Origin of the sequence: Humibacillus xanthopallidus, from assembly GCF_044793955.1 — a bacterium.
Classification (GTDB): Bacteria; Actinomycetota; Actinomycetes; order Actinomycetales; family Dermatophilaceae; genus Humibacillus; species Humibacillus xanthopallidus_C.
In genome coordinates this window covers 2531276-2548904 of sequence record NZ_CP084995.1, presented here as the reverse complement: position 1 = coordinate 2548904, position 17629 = coordinate 2531276, and the positions used below count along the sequence as shown (strand labels likewise).

The window sequence follows — 17629 nt, the reverse complement described above, 5'->3', positions numbered from 1 at the left end:
AACTAACAGGTACTCGGTGTATCGGCTACAGAGCGTTTCGGTTAGGTTGTGGTCGACCGCCCCCACCCCAGGAGATCCCATGGCTGCCCCCTCCGCCCCCCACTCCGCGCCCCCATCAGCCGCTCGCGAGCCCCGGCGGGTCGCCGTGCTCGGGGGCAACCGCATCCCCTTCGCGCGCTCCAACGGTCCCTACGCACTGGCGTCCAACCAGGACATGCTGACCGCTGCCGTCGACGGGCTGGTGGCCCGGTTCGGGCTCGCGGGAGAGCGGCTCGGCGAGGTCGTCGCCGGTGCCGTGCTCAAGCACAGCGCCGACTTCAACCTCACCCGCGAGACCGTGCTGGGCTCGCGCCTGCACCCCACGACCCCTGCCTATGACGTGCAGCAGGCGTGCGGCACAGGGCTCGAGGCCGCCGTCCTCGTGGCCAACAAGATCGCGCTCGGGCAGATCGACTCGGGCATCGCGGGTGGCGTCGACAGTGCAAGCGACGCGCCGATCGCGGTGAGCGAGGGCCTGCGCCAGAGCCTGCTCGCCGCCAACCGGGCCAAGACGACCGCGCAGCGCCTCAAGGCCCTCGCCGGCATCCGGCCGACGCAGCTCATCCCGGCGATCCCGCAGAACGTCGAGCCACGCACCGGCCGGTCGATGGGGGAGCACATGGCCCTCACGGCGGCCCAGTGGGGCATCACCCGTGAGGCCCAGGACGAGCTCGCCGCGGCCAGTCACGAGCACCTGGCTGCTGCCTACGAGCGAGGCTTCTTCGACGACCTCGTCACGCCCTACCTCGGGGTGTCCAGGGACACCAACCTGCGCCCCGACACCAACACCGAGAAGCTCGCGGCCCTGAAGCCCGTCTTCGGCAAGGGTGAGGGCGCGACGATGACCGCCGGCAACTCCACGCCCCTCACCGACGGCGCCTCGGCCGTGCTGCTCGCGAGCGAGGAGTGGGCGGCAGCGCACCATCTCACGCCGCTCGCGTGGTTCGTCGACGCCGAGACGGCCGCGGTCGACTACGTGCACGGGGACGAGGGCCTGCTCATGGCCCCGGCCTACGCCGTGCCGCGGCTGCTGGCTCGCAACGGCCTGACGTTGCAGGACTTCGACTTCTACGAGATCCACGAGGCCTTCGCCTCGACGGTGCTGACGACGCTCCAGGCGTGGGAGGACCCTGACTTCTGCCGGACACGGCTCGGGCTCGACGCCCCGCTCGGGGCCATTGACCGCAGCCGGCTCAACGTCAACGGTTCATCCCTCGCGGCGGGCCACCCGTTCGCGGCCACGGGCGGGCGCATCGTCGCCTCACTCGCCAAGCAGCTGGCGCAGGCCGGCGGCGGTCGCGGCCTCATCTCCATCTGCGCTGCCGGTGGGCAGGGCGTCGTCGCGATTCTGGAGGCATGAGCCGTGCCTGACCTGTTCTCGACCATCATCGGCTCACCCGTGGCTCGCCGGGTCGGCGTGCCCCAACCGACCCGCCTGCGACGCTTCGACCCCGAGCTGCCGCTCTGTGACAGCCCCGTGCTGGTGGCCGGCAACGGCCACTACGCCGCCAGCCTCGTCGACTGGCTCGACTCACATGGCATCACCACCCTCCGCGAGCTGCCTTCCGCCGCAACGGCGTCCGACGGGTCGGCGGAGCCCGCCCGGCTCGGCGGCTTCGTCCTCGACCTCAGCGAGGCTCGCGACCCCGGTGACCTCGACGTCCTGCGCGTCATCGGTGCGCCGGCCCTGAAGTCCCTCGCGCGCAACGCACGCGTCGTCGTGATCGGCACCGACCCGACGACGCTCAGCGAGGTCGCCCACGTCGCGACCCAGCGAGCCCTGGAGGGTGCGGTCCGCTCCATCGCCAAGGAGCTGCGTCGTGGAGCAACTGCCAATCTCGTTCTCGCGCAGGAGTCGTCGTCAGAGGGCGTGCGGTCCGCAGTGGAGTTCCTGCTGTCCGGGCGCTCGGCCTACGTCGACGGCCAGGTCATCCGTGTGAACGACAGGACCGGCAGCAACCCCGACTCGGCCAGGCCACTGGCCCGCAAGGTCGCCGTCGTCACCGGTGCGGCTCGCGGCATCGGCGCCGAGATCGCGAGGGTCATGGCCCGCGACGGGGCGACCGTCGTCGCCGTGGACGTGCCGGCCGCCGGTGATGCCCTCGCGGCGGTCGCCAACGAGATCCGCGGCACGGCGCTGCAGGTCGACGTCACGGCGGCCGACGCCGGCAGCCGCATCGTCGAGCACGCCGTCACGCGACACGGGGCCATCGACATCGTCGTGCACAACGCCGGCATCACGAGAGACAAGCTCCTCGCCAACATGGACGAATCACGTTGGGGGAGTGTGATGGCCGTCAACCTGCGCTCGATCCTCCAGATGAACGAGGCGATCCTCGGAGCCGGTGGCATGCCCGACGGTGGTCGCATCGTCTGCGTGGCCTCCATCGCCGGCATCGCCGGCAACCGGGGCCAGACCAACTACGGCGCGAGCAAGGCGGGCGTCATCGGCATCGTCGACGCCCTGTCGGCGCAGCTCGCCTCGCGGGGCATCACCGTCAACGCGGTGGCACCCGGCTTCATCGAGACCGAGATGACGGCGCGCGTTCCCTTCGCGACGCGCGAGATCGGCCGGCGGATGAACTCGCTGCAGCAGGGCGGCACGCCCATCGATGTCGCCGAGACGATCGCGTGGCTGGCACAGCCCGGCAGCGCAGCCGTCACCGGCCAGGTCGTGCGGGTCTGCGGCCAGAGCCTGCTGGGGGCCTGAGCATGCCCAAGGTCATCACCCTCGACGCCGCGCCCGACCTCCGACAGATCTATGTCTCGGCAGCCCTGAGGCGCCGACGCGTCGGCGACAGCCTGCCCGACGTCAGGGTCGCCCGAGCCGGCGTCGCCGTCGACGTGCCCAGCCTCGCGGCATACGCCCGGGTGTGTCGCCTGCCCCTGTCGGGGGCCCTGCCGCTCACCTACCCCCACCTGCTCGCCTTCTCCCTGCAGATGGTCCTGATGGCAGGGGACGGCTTCCCGCTGGCGCTGCTCGGCGCCGTGCACGTCGAGAACCGCATCGAGGCGACCCGGTCGATCGGCGTGGAGGAGCCGCTCGACGTCGACGTGTGGGCCCGTGACCTCCGTCCGCACCGCAAGGGCATCCAGGTCGACCTCGTCTCGGAGGTCAGCACCCGCGGTGAGGTCGTCTGGCGCGGCGTGAGCACCTACCTCGCCCGCGGCGACGAGCACCCCGACGCGCCGGTCTCCGAGATGCCCTCCACGCAGGCCCTCGCCGCGGTGCACGGCGGCCCGCAGTGGCGCCTGCCCGACGACACCGGCCGGGCGTATGCCGCCGTGTCGGGTGACTGGAATCCCATCCACCTGCACGCGCTGACGGCGCGACCCCTGGGCTTCCCGACCGCCATCGCCCACGGGATGTACACCTACGCGCGGGTCCTCGGGGCTCTCGGGGCACGACTGCCGCAGGAGGCACTGTCGAGCCGGGTCTGGTTCCGCAAGCCGGTGCGGCTCCCGTCGACGGTGCAGCTGCGCACGGCCTTTGCCGCCGGCTCCACGCTCTCTGTGCTCGAGTCGGTCAAGGGTGGCACCGACCCCGCGACGCCCACCGAGCACGCGGTCGTCGAGAACAGCTGGGCGTAACCTCCCTCAGGAGCCCCGGAGGTCCTGGACCATCCGGTAGATCCCGCTGCGCACGACGTAACCCAGGTCGGCGTTGACGCGGCGGATGCCGACGTTGTGCTCCTCGTTGGTGGTGTTCGACACGGTGGCCCCGAGGCGGGCGGCCACCAGGTGGGCGCGCTCCTTGACGACCCGCATGACGCCCCGGCCGCGGAACGCAGGGTCGACGCCGCTGTAGGCGATGGAGAGCACCCCGGCCTGCACGCCGCCGAAAGTGATGCCGGCCGGCGCGTCGCCGACCCGCGCGAGGACGCACACGGGCTCCTCGCCCGCGGCGAGCATCGAGCCGAAGCTCTCGAGGGTCATGACGAAGCCGATCGCGGCCTCGGGGTTCGTCTGGCTGGCGCGCAACATGCGCTCCACGGCGTCGGCATCAGCGAACTGCAGGTCGGGGACCTCGTGGAGCGTGACCCCCGGTGGCAGGGGCGACTGCGGCAGCGACGCCACGTCGCCGAGGGCGAGGCTCGACTCGATGCCGTGCTTCTCGATCTCGAAACCCAAGTGCCGTGCGATGGCGAGCGACCTCTGGTCATCGTCGAACACGCTCGTGCCGAGCGTCGTCATCGTCGTCGGCACATGGGGCAGGAGCGAGACGCGGAGCGCCGACCCCACGCCTGCACCCTCGGCGTCGCGGGCCACGATGATGCGCAGCGCGCACCGCTGCGGCGGCGCGAAGACGACACGTTGCACCAGACCGACCGCGACGATCCGGTCCTGCTCGTCGTGGGCGGTGTGGCACACCCGCAGGGGGAAGAGCTCGGGGCTCTCGAAGGGCAGTCCGGCCTCCGCGCGGGGGAGGTGGGGGAGGCGCCCGGTGAGGATCGCGATGGCCTCGTCGACCCGTTGCGTGTCGAGAGGCCGAACGTCGACCGAGGGGGAGCCCGTCATTCGTAGAGAACGTACTCCGGCTGCGGACGCAGGGCCAGCACCTGCGCCGGAGTCATGAGCGGTCCGAAGCGACGGTCCTCGGAGTAGAAGAGCTTGAAGCCGGCGTGGAAGGCCTTGGGCATGCTCGCAGCCAGCTTGTCGTAGGTCGACTCCTTCATCGCGCGTGAGCCGATGCCGTCGACTGACTTGACGAGGGCGACCCCCTCGTGGGCCCGAACTGCCTTCTCGTTGCGCACGATCGACGGCGAGAGCTGGTGGACGACGAGCACCTTCTCCGGCAGCCGCTTGGCCTTCACGAGACCGGAGAGGTAGGCCGAGACCTCGTTGATCTCGGCGCCCGTCGTCTGGCCGAAGACCGTCATGGGCACCTGCCCCGGGCCCATCGCCCACTCCGGGTCGAACGCGATGCCGACGTCGGGCTCGCCGAGCCACCGCTCGTAGGCGCGCACCTCGTCGACGATGTCGGCCCGCCCCGGCTGGATGTCGAGTAGGAGGATCCCCTTGACCTTGCGAGCCGCCGCGAGGTGAGCCGCGATGATGCGGTCGGACGCACGGGTCCGATAGAGGCCGTCGCGTCCTGGCTCGCTCTGCACGATGGTCGCGATGAGCTCGAGCACCGGGAGCACGGTGCGGCCCCCGGCCAGGGGCTGTGCGACGGCCTCGATCTCGCGGGCCCGGGCGTCGAGGTCACCGATGCCCAGTCGCCCGAGGGCGCGCGAGCCCGGGTAGCCGGCAAAGCCCACGAGGCGGTGCTCGGGGAAGATCGTGCGACCACCGCGGGGGAGCTGGGCGGTCCCGGGTGCCGAGGCGTCCGACGTCGCCGAACCCGTCGCCGGACGGGTCGGCGCCGCCGTTGCCGACGTCGCGGACGCTGCCGGTGACGTGCCGGTGGCAGGGGTCGTGGTCGTGGAGGCGGCGCCGCCCGACGGCGCACCCGGGGCGGACGGGGAGATCGCCGGAGTCGCGGCCGCACCGCAGCCGGCGAGCGTCAGCACCAGCAGGGCGCCGGCCAGTCGTCGTCGCACGATGAAGTCCCCCAGAGTCGTCGGACACCGTCGTGCCCGTCCGCCCAAGGCTAGGCGACGGCGTTCGCGGTCGCCCGGGGGAAAGGGCGTCGCAGGCCCGCACGCGCTGTCGTTACGCTGGGACGCGCCGCAACCACGCGGCATACCCCGTGCCGTCGAGCACGCCCCCACCCCACCGTCCGACCGCTCGTCGGTCGGACTCGCCCAGAAGGAGCACCAACCGTGTCTGCAGAGATCACCGTCACCGTCGCCGGAAGCGAGCGATCGGTCGCGGGGCAGACGACGGCGGGTGACCTCTTCGAGGGGCAGCGCGACGTCGTGGTCGCCCGCGTCAACGGCGAGCTGCGCGACCTCTTCCACCCCCTCGGCGGCGGCGACGTCGTCGAGCCGGTGACGATCGACAGCGAGGACGGTCTCGCCGTCCTGCGCCACTCGACCGCGCACGTGCTGGCGCAGGCCGTGCAGTCGATCGACGCCGACGCCAAGCTCGGCATCGGCCCGCCCATCCGCGACGGCTTCTACTACGACTTCGACGTCGCGACCCCCTTCCACCCCGATGACCTCAAGGCCCTCGAGAAGGCGATGCAGCGCATCATCAACGAGGGCCAGACCTTCGCGCGGCGCGTCGTCACCGACGCCGAGGCGCTCGAGGAGCTGGCGCACGAGCCGTTCAAGTGCGAGCTCGTCGGGCTCAAGGGCGGCAGCGCCGACGAGGCCGCCGAGGGTGCCGGCGTCGAGGTCGGCGGCGGCGAGCTGACGATCTACGACAACATCCGCCGCGACGGCACCCGCGCCTGGGGCGACCTCTGCCGCGGCCCGCACATCCCGACCACCAAGCTGATCGGCAACGCGTTCAAGCTGACCCGCGTGGCGGCTGCCTACTGGCGCGGCTCCGAGAAGAACCCTCAGCTCCAGCGTGTCTACGGCACCGCATGGCCCACCAAGGACGACCTCAAGGCCTACCTCGACCGCCTCGCCGAGGCCGAGAAGCGCGACCACCGCAAGCTCGGCGCCGAGCTCGACCTCTTCTCCTTCCCCGACGAGCTGGGCTCGGGTCTGCCCGTCTTCCACCCCAAGGGCGGGGTCATCAAGCGCGAGATGGAGGACTACGTCCGCCGTCGGCACGTCGAGGAGGGCTTCGACTACGTCGGCACCCCCCACATCAGCAAGGACGGCCTCTTCCACACCTCGGGCCACCTGCCGTACTACGCCGACACGATGTATCCGCCGATGGAGCTCGAGGGCGCGAGGTACCAGCTCAAGGCGATGAGCTGCCCGATGCACAACCTCATCTACAAGTCCCGCGGTCGCTCCTACCGCGAGCTGCCGCTGCGCTTCTTCGAGTTCGGCACCGTCTACCGCTACGAGAAGTCCGGCGTCGTGCACGGGCTGACCCGCGTGCGGGGCCTGACCCAGGACGACTCGCACAGCTACGTGACCACCGAGCAGGCGCCGGGGGAGATCAAGCACCTGCTCGACTTCGTGCTCGGCCTGCTGCGCGACTTCGGCCTCGACGACTTCTACCTCGAGCTGTCGACCCGCGACACCGAGGGGGAGAAGTCCACGAAGTTCATCGGCAGCGACGAGCAGTGGGAGGTCGGCACCAAGATCCTCGAGGACGTCGCGACCGCGTCGGGTCTCGAGCTCGTGCCCGACCCCGGTGGTGCCGCGTTCTACGGTCCGAAGATCTCCGTCCAGGCGCGTGACGCCATCGGGCGCACCTGGCAGATGTCGACGATCCAGTACGACTTCAACCAGCCGGCACGCTTCGGGCTCGAGTACCAGGCGTCCGACGGCACGCGCCAGGAGCCGGTGATGATCCACTCGGCGAAGTTCGGCTCCATCGAGCGCTTCCTCGGCGTGCTCGTCGAGCACTACGCGGGTGCCCTGCCCGTGTGGCTCTCGCCGGTGCAGGTGCTCGGGGTGCCGGTCGCCGAGGACTACGCCGACCACCTCCAGGCGGTGCTCGACCAGCTGAAGCGCCAGGGTGTCCGGGTCGAGCTCGACGACAGCGACGACCGCTTCCCGAAGAAGATTCGCAACGCGAGCAAGTCGAAGGTGCCCTTCGTGCTCATCGCGGGCGAGGACGACCGGGCTGCGGGGGCGGTGTCGTTCCGCTACCGCGACGGCTCGCAGAAGAACGGCGTGCCGATCGACGACGCCGTCGCCGAGATCCTCGCCGCCATCGAGAGCCGGGCGCAGGTCTGACGCGCTCGTCCGGCGGGGTCGGCTGACGACATCGTCCGTATGCCGTGCCGCGAGTTTCGCCAAAACCCTTGCGCACCGCGTCGGGGAGGACTACAACAGAAGTACCGGATCGCTTCGGCGAAACGGTTTCTCCCATCATTCACTTGACGAGAGAACGAAGGCCCGGGAACTCATACTTCCCGGGCCTTCACCTTCCTCGCGAGCCGCACCGAGCCCGTCCATCGGGCGCCCCGGCTCGCTCCAGGACCCCGACCCTGCGGCTCTCACACCCGCAGGGTCGTCCTGTGTGGCGGCTCGTTTGCAGCGGTCGCCCGGAGGCCTCCGGTGCAGCGATCCGAGCCCGGACATGCGAGCGGCCCTGTGGTCTCACACACCACAGGGCCAGCACCATTGAACCGGGCGAGCGGCCGATCCCACAATCGACACGCCACAGCCGCGACGAGCAGACCGGCGGCGCGGCGTCACGGCGGCACGTCCTAGGATCAGGCCCCATGACCGAGCAGGCCGGGGACTCCGTCGAGAGCGCGCACGACTTCGCCCACGTCGACGACGGCTTCGAGCGACTCTGGACCCCGCACCGGATGGCCTACATCCTCGGCGACAAGCCCACCGAGGAGGCCGGCACCGGCTGCCCGTTCTGCGCCGCCCCCGGCAAGTCCGACGCAGAGGGGCTCATCGTCCACCGGGGCGAGCACTGCTACGTCGTGATGAACCTCTTCCCCTACAACCCCGGCCACGTCCTCGTGTGCCCCTATCGCCACGTCTCGCTCTACATCGACCTGACCGACGACGAGACCCAGGAGTTCACTGCCCTCACGAAGCAGGCCGTCCGCACGTTGCAGGCCGCCTCCGGGCCGCACGGCTTCAACCTCGGCATGAACCAGGGGGCCGTCGCGGGTGCGGGTGTCGCCGCCCACCTGCACCAGCACATCGTCCCGCGCTGGAGCGGCGACTCGAACTTCCTGCCCATCGTCGGGCAGACCAAGGCGCTCCCCGTGCTGCTCGAGGAGACCCGCCGGCGCCTCGTCGCCAGCTGGAGCTGACCTCTCCCGACCGCCTGTGGTCACGGTGAGCCCGCGGGGGCTGCGGGTCAGTACGCTGTGGTCACCATGCTCAACAGACTCCTCCGCGCGACGATGACCAAGATCCTGGCCCCGGTCGCCCACCTCTTCCTGCGCCTGGGCATCAGCCCCGACGTCGTGACCGTCGTCGGCACCGTCGGGGTCTGCGTCGGCGCCCTCGCCTTCTTCCCGCGCGGTGAGATCTGGGTCGGTTGCCTCGTCATCACCGCGTTCGTCTTCTCCGACACGGTCGACGGCATCATGGCCCGCGAGTCGGGCCGGTCGAGCAAGTGGGGCGCCTACCTCGACTCGACCCTCGACCGGATGGGCGACGCCGCGATCTTCGGCGGGCTCGTCCTCTACTACGCCGGCCCGGGCAACAACCGCTGGATGGCCGGGCTCGCCCTCGCCTGCCTCATCCTCGGCTCGGTCGTCTCCTACGCCAAGGCGCGGGCCGAGGGCCTCGGCTTCACCGCCGACGTCGGCATCGCCGAGCGGGCCGACCGCCTCGTCGCCGTGCTCGCGGCCGCGTTCTTCGCCGACCTCCTTGGCTCGACGCTGCTGCTCGGCATCGTGCTGGGGCTGCTCGCCGTCGCGAGCTTCATCACCGTGCTGCAGCGCATGTTGACGGTGCGGCGCCAGGCCCTCTCCTCGGGCGAGCTCTCCTCGGGCGAGGCCGCGTCGTGACCGAGAGGCGCGCGCTCGCTGGCCGGGTCACCGACACGGTGAGCGTGATGGGTTTCAAGCTGGGCTGGCGCACCCTGCGCGTCCTGCCCGAGCGAGCGGCCTACGCCCTCTTCGACCGGGTCGCCGCCGTCGCCTACCGTCGCGACGGCAAGGGCGTGCAGCGCTTGCGCGCCAACTACGCCCGCGCGCGTCCCGAGCTGTCGCCCTCACAGCTCGACGAGCTCGTGCGCGCCGGCATGCGCTCCTACATGCGCTACTACTGCGAGGCCTTCCGCCTGCCGAGCCTGTCGCGCGACGCCATCCAGCGTGCCGTTCGGGCCGAGGGCGTTGAGGAGCCTCAGGCCCTCGCCGCCTCGGGGCAGCCGGTCATCGTCTTCGTCGGGCACCTCGGCAACTTCGACCTGGCAGCAGCGTGGTCGGCGAGCAACATCGGCCCCGTCACGACGGTCGCCGAGCGCCTCAAACCCGAAGAGGTCTACCAGGAGTTCGTCGCCTTCCGGCACAGCATCGACATGACCATCATCCCGCTGACGGGCGGCGAGGACCCCTTCCGCGCCCTGGTGCGGGCCACCCGTGACGGTGGGCGGCTCGTCGCCCTCGCGAGCGACCGCGACCTCACCCACAACGGCGTCGAGGTCGACCTGCTCGGACACCGTGCCCGCATGGCCAAGGGGCCTGCCGTGCTGTCCCTGCTCACCGGCGCGCCGCTCTATGCCGCGTCGATCCACTACGAGCCCGCCCCACCGGGCGAGGGTCTGGGCGGTCACCGCACGGTCGTGTCGTTCAGCGAGCGGCTGACCCCCCGCACCGACGGCACCAGCGCCGAGAAGGCGCAGGACCTCATCCAGCAGTGTGCCGACCACCTCGCGCCCACGATCCGCGCGCACACGTCGAGCTGGCACATGCTCCAGAAGGTCTTCGTCGACGACCTCGACGACCGTCACGACGGCCCGCGGCCCGCCGGCGCAACCGAGGACCCGACCGAGGGCGCCACCGTGGACGCCGACGAGGGGCGTATGCCGTCCCCCTCCTCCCCGGGAAGCGCGTCGTGAGGATCGGGATCGTCTGCCCCTACTCGTTCGACGTGCCCGGCGGTGTGCAGTTCCACGTGCGCGACCTCGCCGAGCACTTCATCGGCGACGGCCACGACGTCAGCGTCCTCGCGCCCGCCGACAGCGAGACCGAGCTGCCCCCCTACGTCACCTCGGCGGGGCGCGCGACCGCGGTCCGCTACAACGGCTCGGTCGCACGGCTCAACTTCGGCCCCGTGACCGCGGCCAAGGTCGGCCGGTGGCTCGAGCAGGGCGACTTCGACGTGCTGCACCTGCACGAGCCGATGACCCCGAGCGTCAGCGTGCTCGCGCTGATGGCGGCGGAGGGACCGATCGTGGCGACCTTCCACACGTCGATGCTGCGCTCACGCACGATGCAGACGGCATACCCCCTGCTGCGGCCCTCCCTCGAGAAGATCGCGGGGCGCATCGCGGTGAGCGAGGACGCCCGGCGCACGGTCACGACCCACGTCGGCGGTGACGCCGTCGTCATCCCCAACGGCGTCTACGTCGACCGCTTCGCCGACGCGCCGCGGCGGGCCGAGTGGCTGGGGCGCCCGAGCGCACCCACGATCGCCTTCCTCGGCCGCATGGGCGAGCCGCGCAAGGGGCTGCCGGTGCTCGCCGCCGCCCTGCCCGCAGTGCTGAGCGAGGTGCCCGGCCTGCGCGTCCTCGTCGCCGGCCCGGGCGACCCCGACGAGATCACCGAGGGGTGGCCGCCGGAGGTCACCGCGGCCTGCGAGTTCCTCGGGTCCGTCTCCGACGCCGACAAGGCGTCGCTGCTCGCCTCGGTCGACGTCTACGTCGCGCCCAACACGGGCGGTGAGAGCTTCGGCATCATCCTCATCGAGGCGATGTCGGCCGGTGCCTGCGTGCTGGCCAGCGACCTCCCTGCCTTCTCGCGGGTGCTCGACGGCGGGGGAGCGGGCGCGATGTTCGCCAACGAGCAGCCCGCCGACCTCGCCCGCACGCTCGTCGCCCTGCTGCGCGACCCGCGCCACCGCAACGACCTGGGGCACGCCGGCCAGGCGCGGGCCCGCCTCTTCGACTGGTCGGTCGTCGCCGACAAGATCATGGCCGTCTACGAGACGGTGATCGAGGGCCGGATGGCGTCACAGTGGGAGCCCGAGCGGCGCTGGGGCCGCTTCCTGCCCGGGCGGGCCGGCCGGTGACCGAGCTGCTCACGTGGGTCTTCGCGGCTCTCTTCCTCCTCGTCATCATCGCCTGGTACCTCTCCTACACCGCTGCCCGCCTCGACCGCCTCCACGTGCGCCTCGGCGGCACGCTCGCGGCCCTCGACGCCCGGCTCGTGCGCCGGGCCGAGGCTGCGGTCGAGCTCGCGCACAGCGGGCTGCTCGACGGCGCGACGGCGCTGCTGCTCGCCACGGCCGCGGGGGAGTCGCTCGAGGCGCCCTCGGAGCACGGGGAGGCACGCGAGCAGGCCGAGAGCGACCTCACCGAGGCGCTCGACCTCACCCTGACCCCAGCGGTCGTGACGTCGCTGCGGGAGTCCCCGCACGGGCAGGACCTCGTCGACCGACTCGCCTCGGCGTGCACCCGGGTCGAGCTCGCGCGCCGCTTCCACAACGACGCCGTCACCGACGTGCGCCGCGTCCGTCGCAAGTGGACGATCCGGATGTTCCACCTCGCGGGGCACACGCCGCTGCCGAGCACCGTCGAGTTCGACGACGAGGTGCCGGCGCCGCTCGCGACCTGAGGCCCGCCGGCGCGGGGGGCGCGGTGGGCGCGGTCGAGGCGACCCCGCGCAGGGGCCTACCCTTGACATCGACCCACCCCCGCGATCGCGTGAAAGCAGGACATCGTGAGCTCCACCCCCTCCACCCCCGGCAGCGCCGCCACGGGCACGACGCGCGTCAAGCGCGGCATGGCCGAGATGCTCAAGGGCGGCGTCATCATGGACGTCGTCACGGCCGAGCAGGCCAAGATCGCCGAGGACGCCGGCGCTGTGGCCGTCATGGCCCTCGAGCGCGTGCCCGCCGACATCCGCGCCCAGGGCGGGGTGTCGCGGATGAGCGACCCCGACATGATCGACAGCATCATCGAGGCCGTCTCGATCCCCGTGATGGCCAAGGCCCGCATCGGCCACTTCGTCGAGGCGCAGGTGCTCCAGAGCCTCGGTGTCGACTACATCGACGAGTCCGAGGTGCTCACCCCGGCCGACTACGCCAACCACATCGACAAGTGGCAGTTCACGGTGCCCTTCGTCTGCGGCGCCACCAACCTCGGCGAGGCCCTGCGCCGCATCACCGAGGGCGCGGCGATGATCCGCTCCAAGGGTGAGGCCGGCACGGGTGACGTCTCCAACGCGACGACGCACATGCGCCAGATCCGCCAGGAGCTGCGCCGCCTCCAGAACCTCCCCGAGGACGAGCTCTACGTCGCGGCCAAGGAGCTCCAGGCGCCCTACGACCTCGTCAAGGAGGTCGCCGCGGCCGGCAAGCTGCCCGTTGTGCTCTTCACGGCCGGCGGCATCGCGACCCCGGCCGATGCCGCGATGATGATGCAGCTCGGCGCCGAGGGCGTCTTCGTCGGCTCGGGCATCTTCAAGTCGGGCAACCCGGCCCAGCGCGCCGAGGCCATCGTCAAGGCCACGACCTTCCACGACGACCCCGACGTCATCGCCAAGGTCTCGCGCGGCCTCGGTGAGGCCATGGTGGGCATCAACGTCGACGAGATCCCGCAGCCGCACCGGCTCGCCGAGCGCGGTTGGTGACCTCCGCGCCCCCAGCCACCAGCTGAGGTATGCCGCCGTGCCCCACCGGACCCGGCGGCATACCTGCGTCTGGCCCCCAGCCCCCAGCCACTCGACCAGCCCCCAGCCACTCGACCAGCCCCCAGCCCCCAGCCACTCGACTCGGGCCCGGCCACCCTCACCGCGATCGGCAACACACCGAGCAATTGCCAACTCCGTGCGGCATACCAGGCCGAGTTGACGATTTCCCGGTGTGTTTGCGGGCTGTGGTGCGGTCGGCCCGACCTCCGGGCCGTCGGGATGAAGCCGGCCGGCAGCTCATCACAGGAGCATCGAGTCCGTGGAAGCATCGGGCTGTGGATCTCACCGGAGCGGAGCTGGCCCGCGACTACTACGAGCAGGTCGTCCTGCCGTTGCTGGGGGAGCGGTGGCCCGCACTGCCCCACGCGGCGGCTCGGCTGGGCAGCGGCTCCGACGTGCTCGGCCTCGACGACGCGACCTCGCGCGACCACGACTGGGGCCTGCGCCTCACACTGCTCGTGCCGGCAGAGCTGGTCCCGGACGTCGATGGCCACCTGGCCGACCGGCTGCCCGACGCCGTCGCCGGACTGCCCACGCGCTTCGCCACGACGTGGGACCCGCAGGTCCTCCATCGCGTCGAGGTGTCCGACGCCGCCACCTTCGCGCGGTCACGCCTCGGGGTCGACGCGTCGCGAGAGCTCACCCTCCACGACTGGCTCGGGCTCACGGGGCAGGCCGTGCTCGAGGTGGTCGGGGGCCCGGTCTTCGTCGACACCCTCGGCGAGCTGACCCGCATCAGGGAGCGGCTCACGTGGTATCCCGACGACCTCTGGCGCCACCTCGTCGCCGTCGACTGGGCGCGCCTCGCGCAGGAGCTGCCCCTCGTGGAGCGCACGGCCCAGCGCGGCGACGACCTCGGCTCGCGCGTCATCGCCGCCCGGCTCGTCGACGTGGCGATGCACCTCGGTTTCCTCGTGGAGCGACGTTGGGCGCCCTATCCCAAGTGGAGGGGCACCTGCTTCGCGAGACTCCCTCAGGCGGGTGAGGCGTTGGCGCCGTTGACCCGCTCGCTGGCTGCCGGCGACTGGAGCGGCCGCGAGTCGGGCCTGGTCGAGGGACTCTCGCATCTTGCGGACGTGCAGCGGCGTCTCGGGCTGCCCACTCCCTCAACGGTTTTCGAGCCGTTCTGGGACCGCGCCTCGCGCACAGTGAGCGAGCGCGTGGTCACCCACCTCGAAGGCTCTGTGACCGACCCGGCCGTGCGGGCGCTGCCCCGCGGCGTCGGGAGCGTCGAGCAGTGGTGCGACAACGTCGACGTGCTGGTGCACTCGGAGCGGCGCCGGCTGCGGTGACGCGACGGACAACCGTCAGGTGACCGGGCCACGCTCGGCGAACTCCGGCCGCTCGAACTCCCGGCCCTCGAGGACCGCGCGGACGTGCTCCGCCGCGCGCACGGCGTCGACGTGGGTGACGTAGAGGGGCGAGAAGCCGAGGCGGATGATGTCGGGCTCGCGGAAGTCGCCGATGACGCCGCGGGCGATGAGGGCCTGCACGACGGCGAAGGCCTGCGGGTGGCGCAGCGAGACCTGGGAGCCGCGGTGGGCGTCGTCGCGAGGTGTCGCGAGCGGGAGGTCGACACCGAGGGCGTCGAGCGCCTCGATGAACATCCCGGTCACCGACAGCGACGCGGCGCGCACGTCGGCGGGGGAGAGCCCGTCGTAGGCCGTGAGCGCCGCCTCGAGTGCGAGCACTGACAGCAGCGGCGGGGTGCCGACCCGGGCACGGGTGATGCCGGGTGCCGGCTCGTAGACGCCGCTCATCTCGAAGGGCCGGGCATGCCCGTGCCAGCCCGTGAGCGGCTGGTCGAAGTCGGCGAGGTGCCGCTCGGCGACGTAGATGAAGGCCGGAGCGCCCGGGCCGCCGTTGAGGTACTTGTAGCCGCACCCGATCGCGAGGTCGGCACGGTCGGCGTCGAGCTGCACGTCGATGGCGCCGGCGGAGTGGCAGAGGTCCCAGCAGGCGAGGGCGCCGACGGCGTGGGCGGCCTGGGTGATGGCGGCGAGGTCCCAGAGCTCACCCGTGCGGTAGTCGACGCTGGAGTACGACGCGACGGCGAGGTCATCGCCCGCCTCCGCGATCGCGGCGACCGCGTCACGGGGGTGCACCCGACGCACCTCGAGGCCGGCGAGCCGGGCCGCGGAGTCGGTCATGTAGAGGTCGGTCGGGAAGGAGTCGGGATCGGTGAGCACGACCTTGCGCCCGGGCCGCAGGCGGGCGCCGCCGACGATCGCCTTGAAGAGGTTGACCGACGTCGAGTCGGTCACGACGACCTGGCCGGGGGCGGCCCCGATGAGCCGCCCGATGGCGTCACCGACCCTCGTCTGGGCCGACCACCACTCCGACTCGTTCCACGAGCGGATGAGTCGCTCGCCCCACTGCCGGTGCACGACGTCGGCGACGACGGCCGGCACGCACGAGGGCAGCGCCCCGAGCGAGTTGCCGTCGAGGTAGATGACGTCGTCGGGGAGGGTGAAGAGGTCGCGCGTGCCCCGGAGCGGCGACTCCGCGTCGAGGGCCTCCGCGCCCGCGGTCAGGGCGTCATGGGTCTGCACCGTCGTCATAGCGGCAACGTATCCCGTCCACCGGCCCTCTCGTCAGGAACCGTCCACGGTGCCCGTCTCGCATCCGAGACGCATCGGGCACCCACCCGGCCGGTTGTGGGAGACCCGGCCCGGCGGCATACGCTCACCGCCATGGCACCCAAGAGTCCCCGGCCCCTGATCGGCGTGCTCGCCGTGCAGGGCGACGTCCGCGAGCACCTCGCGGCCCTCACCGAGCTCGGCGCCGACGCGACCACCGTGCGGCGTCCGGCCGAGGTCGAGGCCATCGACGGACTGGTGATCCCCGGCGGCGAGTCGACCGTCATCGACAAGCTCGTGCGCGCCTTCGAGCTGCAGGCGCCCCTGCGTCGCCGGATCGCTGCAGGCATGCCGGCCTACGGGTCGTGCGCCGGCATGATCATGCTCGCCGACCGCATCGCCGACGGGAGACCCGACCAGCAGACCCTCGGGGGCCTCGACATCACCGTGCGCCGCAACGCCTTCGGCCGGCAGGTCGACTCCTTCGAGCAGGACCTCGACTTCGCGTGGTCGGACCCGTCGCTCGAAGGCACCGTGCACGCCGTCTTCATCCGCGCGCCGTGGGTCGAGCAGGTCGGCGACGGCGTCGAGGTGCTCGCCCGCGTGAGCGGGGGACCCGCCGCCGGTAGGATCGTCGCGGTTCGGCAGGGAAACCTCATGGCGACGTCCTTCCACCCCGAGGTGGGAGCAGACCGCCGGATCCATGCCGAGTTCGTCGAGATCGTGAGATCACACCGCCAGCAACGGAACGTGAGGGAACCTGCATGAGCGGCCACTCCAAATGGGCCACCACCAAGCACCAGAAGGCGGCCAAGGACGCCAAGCGCGGCAAGCTCTTCGCCAAGCTCATCAAGAACATCGAGGTCGCGGCGCGACAGGGTGGTGGTGACCCCACGGGCAACCCGACGCTCTACGACGCCATCCAGAAGGCGAAGAAGACCTCGGTCCCCAACGACAACATCGACCGCGCCGTCAAGCGCGGCTCGGGCGCCGAGGCCGGGGCCGCCGACTACCAGACGATCATGTACGAGGGGTATGCCCCCAACGGCGTCGCGCTGCTCATCGAGTGCCTCTCCGACAACCGCAACCGCGCGGCGGCCGAGGTGCGCACGGCCTTGACGCGCAACGGTGGCCAGCTCGCCGATCCCGGCTCGGTGTCCTACGTCTTCAACCGCAAGGGCGTCGTCATCGTGCCCAAGGAGCAGGCCAACGGCCACGCCACCGAGGACTCCATCCTCGAGGTCGTGCTCGAGGCCGGCGCCGAGGAGGTCAACGACAACGGTGACACCTGGGAGGTCGTCTCGGAGGCATCCGACTTCGTCTCCGTGCGCCAGGCGATCCAGGACGCCGGCATCGACTACGACTCGGCCGAGGCCTCCTTCGTGCCCAACCTCCAGGTGCCGCTCGACCTCGACGGCGCCAAGAAGATGATCCGCGTCATCGAGGCGCTCGAGGACAGCGACGACGTGCAGAACGTCTACGCCAACGGCGACATCCCCGACGACGTGCTCGCGGAGCTCGACGACGACGAGGAGTGACGCTCCCCGTCCGCCGACCGGTCGGTCGTCCCGGTCGGTCGTGCCGGTCGGTCGTGCCGGCCGGTCGGCGGTTCGGACAGGAGGCACGCCGGTGACGGCGTGCCTCCTGCGCGTCACGGGGGAGTGCG

16 protein-coding genes are annotated in these 17629 nt (G+C 71.5%); 13 read left to right on the top strand and 3 right to left on the bottom strand.

Features of this window, described 5'->3' with window-relative positions; translation table 11 throughout:
* Window positions 1-79: 79 nt before the first annotated feature.
* From LG278_RS11275 to LG278_RS11265, 3 genes are read left to right on the top strand one after another with little or no spacing between them, the layout of a single operon-like run.
* The gene (locus LG278_RS11275) at window positions 80-1399 is read left to right on the top strand and encodes an acetyl-CoA C-acetyltransferase (RefSeq protein ID WP_404387047.1); all 1320 of its coding nucleotides are present in this window, start codon (window positions 80-82) and stop codon (window positions 1397-1399) included.
* A gap of 3 nt (window positions 1400-1402) precedes the next feature.
* Window positions 1403-2749: a 3-oxoacyl-ACP reductase gene (locus tag LG278_RS11270; protein WP_404387046.1), complete on the top strand. Its 1347-nt coding sequence runs from the start codon at window positions 1403-1405 to the stop codon at window positions 2747-2749.
* Window positions 2750-2751: 2 nt separating this feature from the next.
* Window positions 2752-3630: a MaoC family dehydratase gene (locus tag LG278_RS11265; RefSeq protein ID WP_404387045.1), complete on the top strand. Its 879-nt coding sequence runs from the start codon at window positions 2752-2754 to the stop codon at window positions 3628-3630.
* Window positions 3631-3636: 6 nt separating this feature from the next.
* On the opposite strand, the gene LG278_RS11260 is transcribed toward LG278_RS11265, so the two are convergent.
* On the bottom strand, window positions 3637-4557 hold the full coding sequence (locus tag LG278_RS11260; RefSeq protein WP_404387044.1) for a hypothetical protein: 921 nt from the start codon (window positions 4555-4557) through the stop codon (window positions 3637-3639).
* Window positions 4554-5582: a hypothetical protein gene (locus LG278_RS11255; protein WP_404387043.1), complete on the bottom strand. Its 1029-nt coding sequence runs from the start codon at window positions 5580-5582 to the stop codon at window positions 4554-4556. The genes LG278_RS11260 and LG278_RS11255 overlap by 4 nt, the downstream gene beginning before the upstream one ends.
* A 222-nt stretch (window positions 5583-5804) precedes the next feature.
* Between LG278_RS11255 and thrS the strand changes: the two genes are divergently transcribed.
* From thrS to LG278_RS11215, 8 genes are all read left to right on the top strand, one after another.
* Window positions 5805-7790 (top strand): threonine--tRNA ligase, encoded by a 1986-nt coding sequence (gene thrS, locus LG278_RS11250; protein WP_404387042.1) that lies wholly within the window; start codon window positions 5805-5807, stop codon window positions 7788-7790.
* Between the two features lie 491 nt (window positions 7791-8281).
* Window positions 8282-8833 (top strand): HIT family protein, encoded by a 552-nt coding sequence (locus LG278_RS11245; RefSeq protein WP_404387041.1) that lies wholly within the window; start codon window positions 8282-8284, stop codon window positions 8831-8833.
* Between the two features lie 66 nt (window positions 8834-8899).
* Window positions 8900-9538, top strand: coding sequence for a phosphatidylinositol phosphate synthase (gene pgsA, locus LG278_RS11240; RefSeq protein WP_404387040.1), 639 nt, complete (start codon window positions 8900-8902; stop codon window positions 9536-9538).
* The gene (locus LG278_RS11235; RefSeq protein WP_404387039.1) at window positions 9535-10590 is read left to right on the top strand and encodes a phosphatidylinositol mannoside acyltransferase; all 1056 of its coding nucleotides are present in this window, start codon (window positions 9535-9537) and stop codon (window positions 10588-10590) included. Before pgsA ends, LG278_RS11235 begins: the two co-directional genes overlap by 4 nt.
* Window positions 10587-11762 (top strand): glycosyltransferase family 4 protein, encoded by a 1176-nt coding sequence (locus tag LG278_RS11230; RefSeq protein WP_404387038.1) that lies wholly within the window; start codon window positions 10587-10589, stop codon window positions 11760-11762. The genes LG278_RS11235 and LG278_RS11230 overlap by 4 nt, the downstream gene beginning before the upstream one ends.
* Window positions 11759-12307 (top strand): hypothetical protein, encoded by a 549-nt coding sequence (locus LG278_RS11225; RefSeq protein WP_404387037.1) that lies wholly within the window; start codon window positions 11759-11761, stop codon window positions 12305-12307. The genes LG278_RS11230 and LG278_RS11225 overlap by 4 nt, the downstream gene beginning before the upstream one ends.
* Window positions 12308-12475: 168 nt before the next feature.
* Window positions 12476-13324 (top strand): pyridoxal 5'-phosphate synthase lyase subunit PdxS, encoded by an 849-nt coding sequence (gene pdxS / locus LG278_RS11220; protein WP_404393621.1) that lies wholly within the window; start codon window positions 12476-12478, stop codon window positions 13322-13324.
* 335 nt (window positions 13325-13659) lie between these two features.
* Window positions 13660-14676 carry a DUF4037 domain-containing protein gene (locus tag LG278_RS11215; protein WP_404387036.1) on the top strand — a complete coding sequence of 339 codons (1017 nt, stop codon included), beginning with the start codon at window positions 13660-13662 and terminating at the stop codon, window positions 14674-14676.
* Between the two features lie 15 nt (window positions 14677-14691).
* Here the strand turns inward: LG278_RS11215 and kynU are convergent, their stop codons facing one another.
* Window positions 14692-15945 (bottom strand): kynureninase, encoded by a 1254-nt coding sequence (gene kynU, locus LG278_RS11210; protein WP_404387035.1) that lies wholly within the window; start codon window positions 15943-15945, stop codon window positions 14692-14694.
* Window positions 15946-16077: 132 nt separating this feature from the next.
* On the opposite strand from kynU, the gene pdxT reads away from it, so the two are divergent.
* Window positions 16078-16731 (top strand): pyridoxal 5'-phosphate synthase glutaminase subunit PdxT, encoded by a 654-nt coding sequence (gene pdxT / locus LG278_RS11205; RefSeq protein WP_404387034.1) that lies wholly within the window; start codon window positions 16078-16080, stop codon window positions 16729-16731.
* Window positions 16728-17501, top strand: coding sequence for a YebC/PmpR family DNA-binding transcriptional regulator (locus LG278_RS11200; protein ID WP_404387033.1), 774 nt, complete (start codon window positions 16728-16730; stop codon window positions 17499-17501). The genes pdxT and LG278_RS11200 overlap by 4 nt, the downstream gene beginning before the upstream one ends.
* Window positions 17502-17629: the final 128 nt, after the last annotated feature.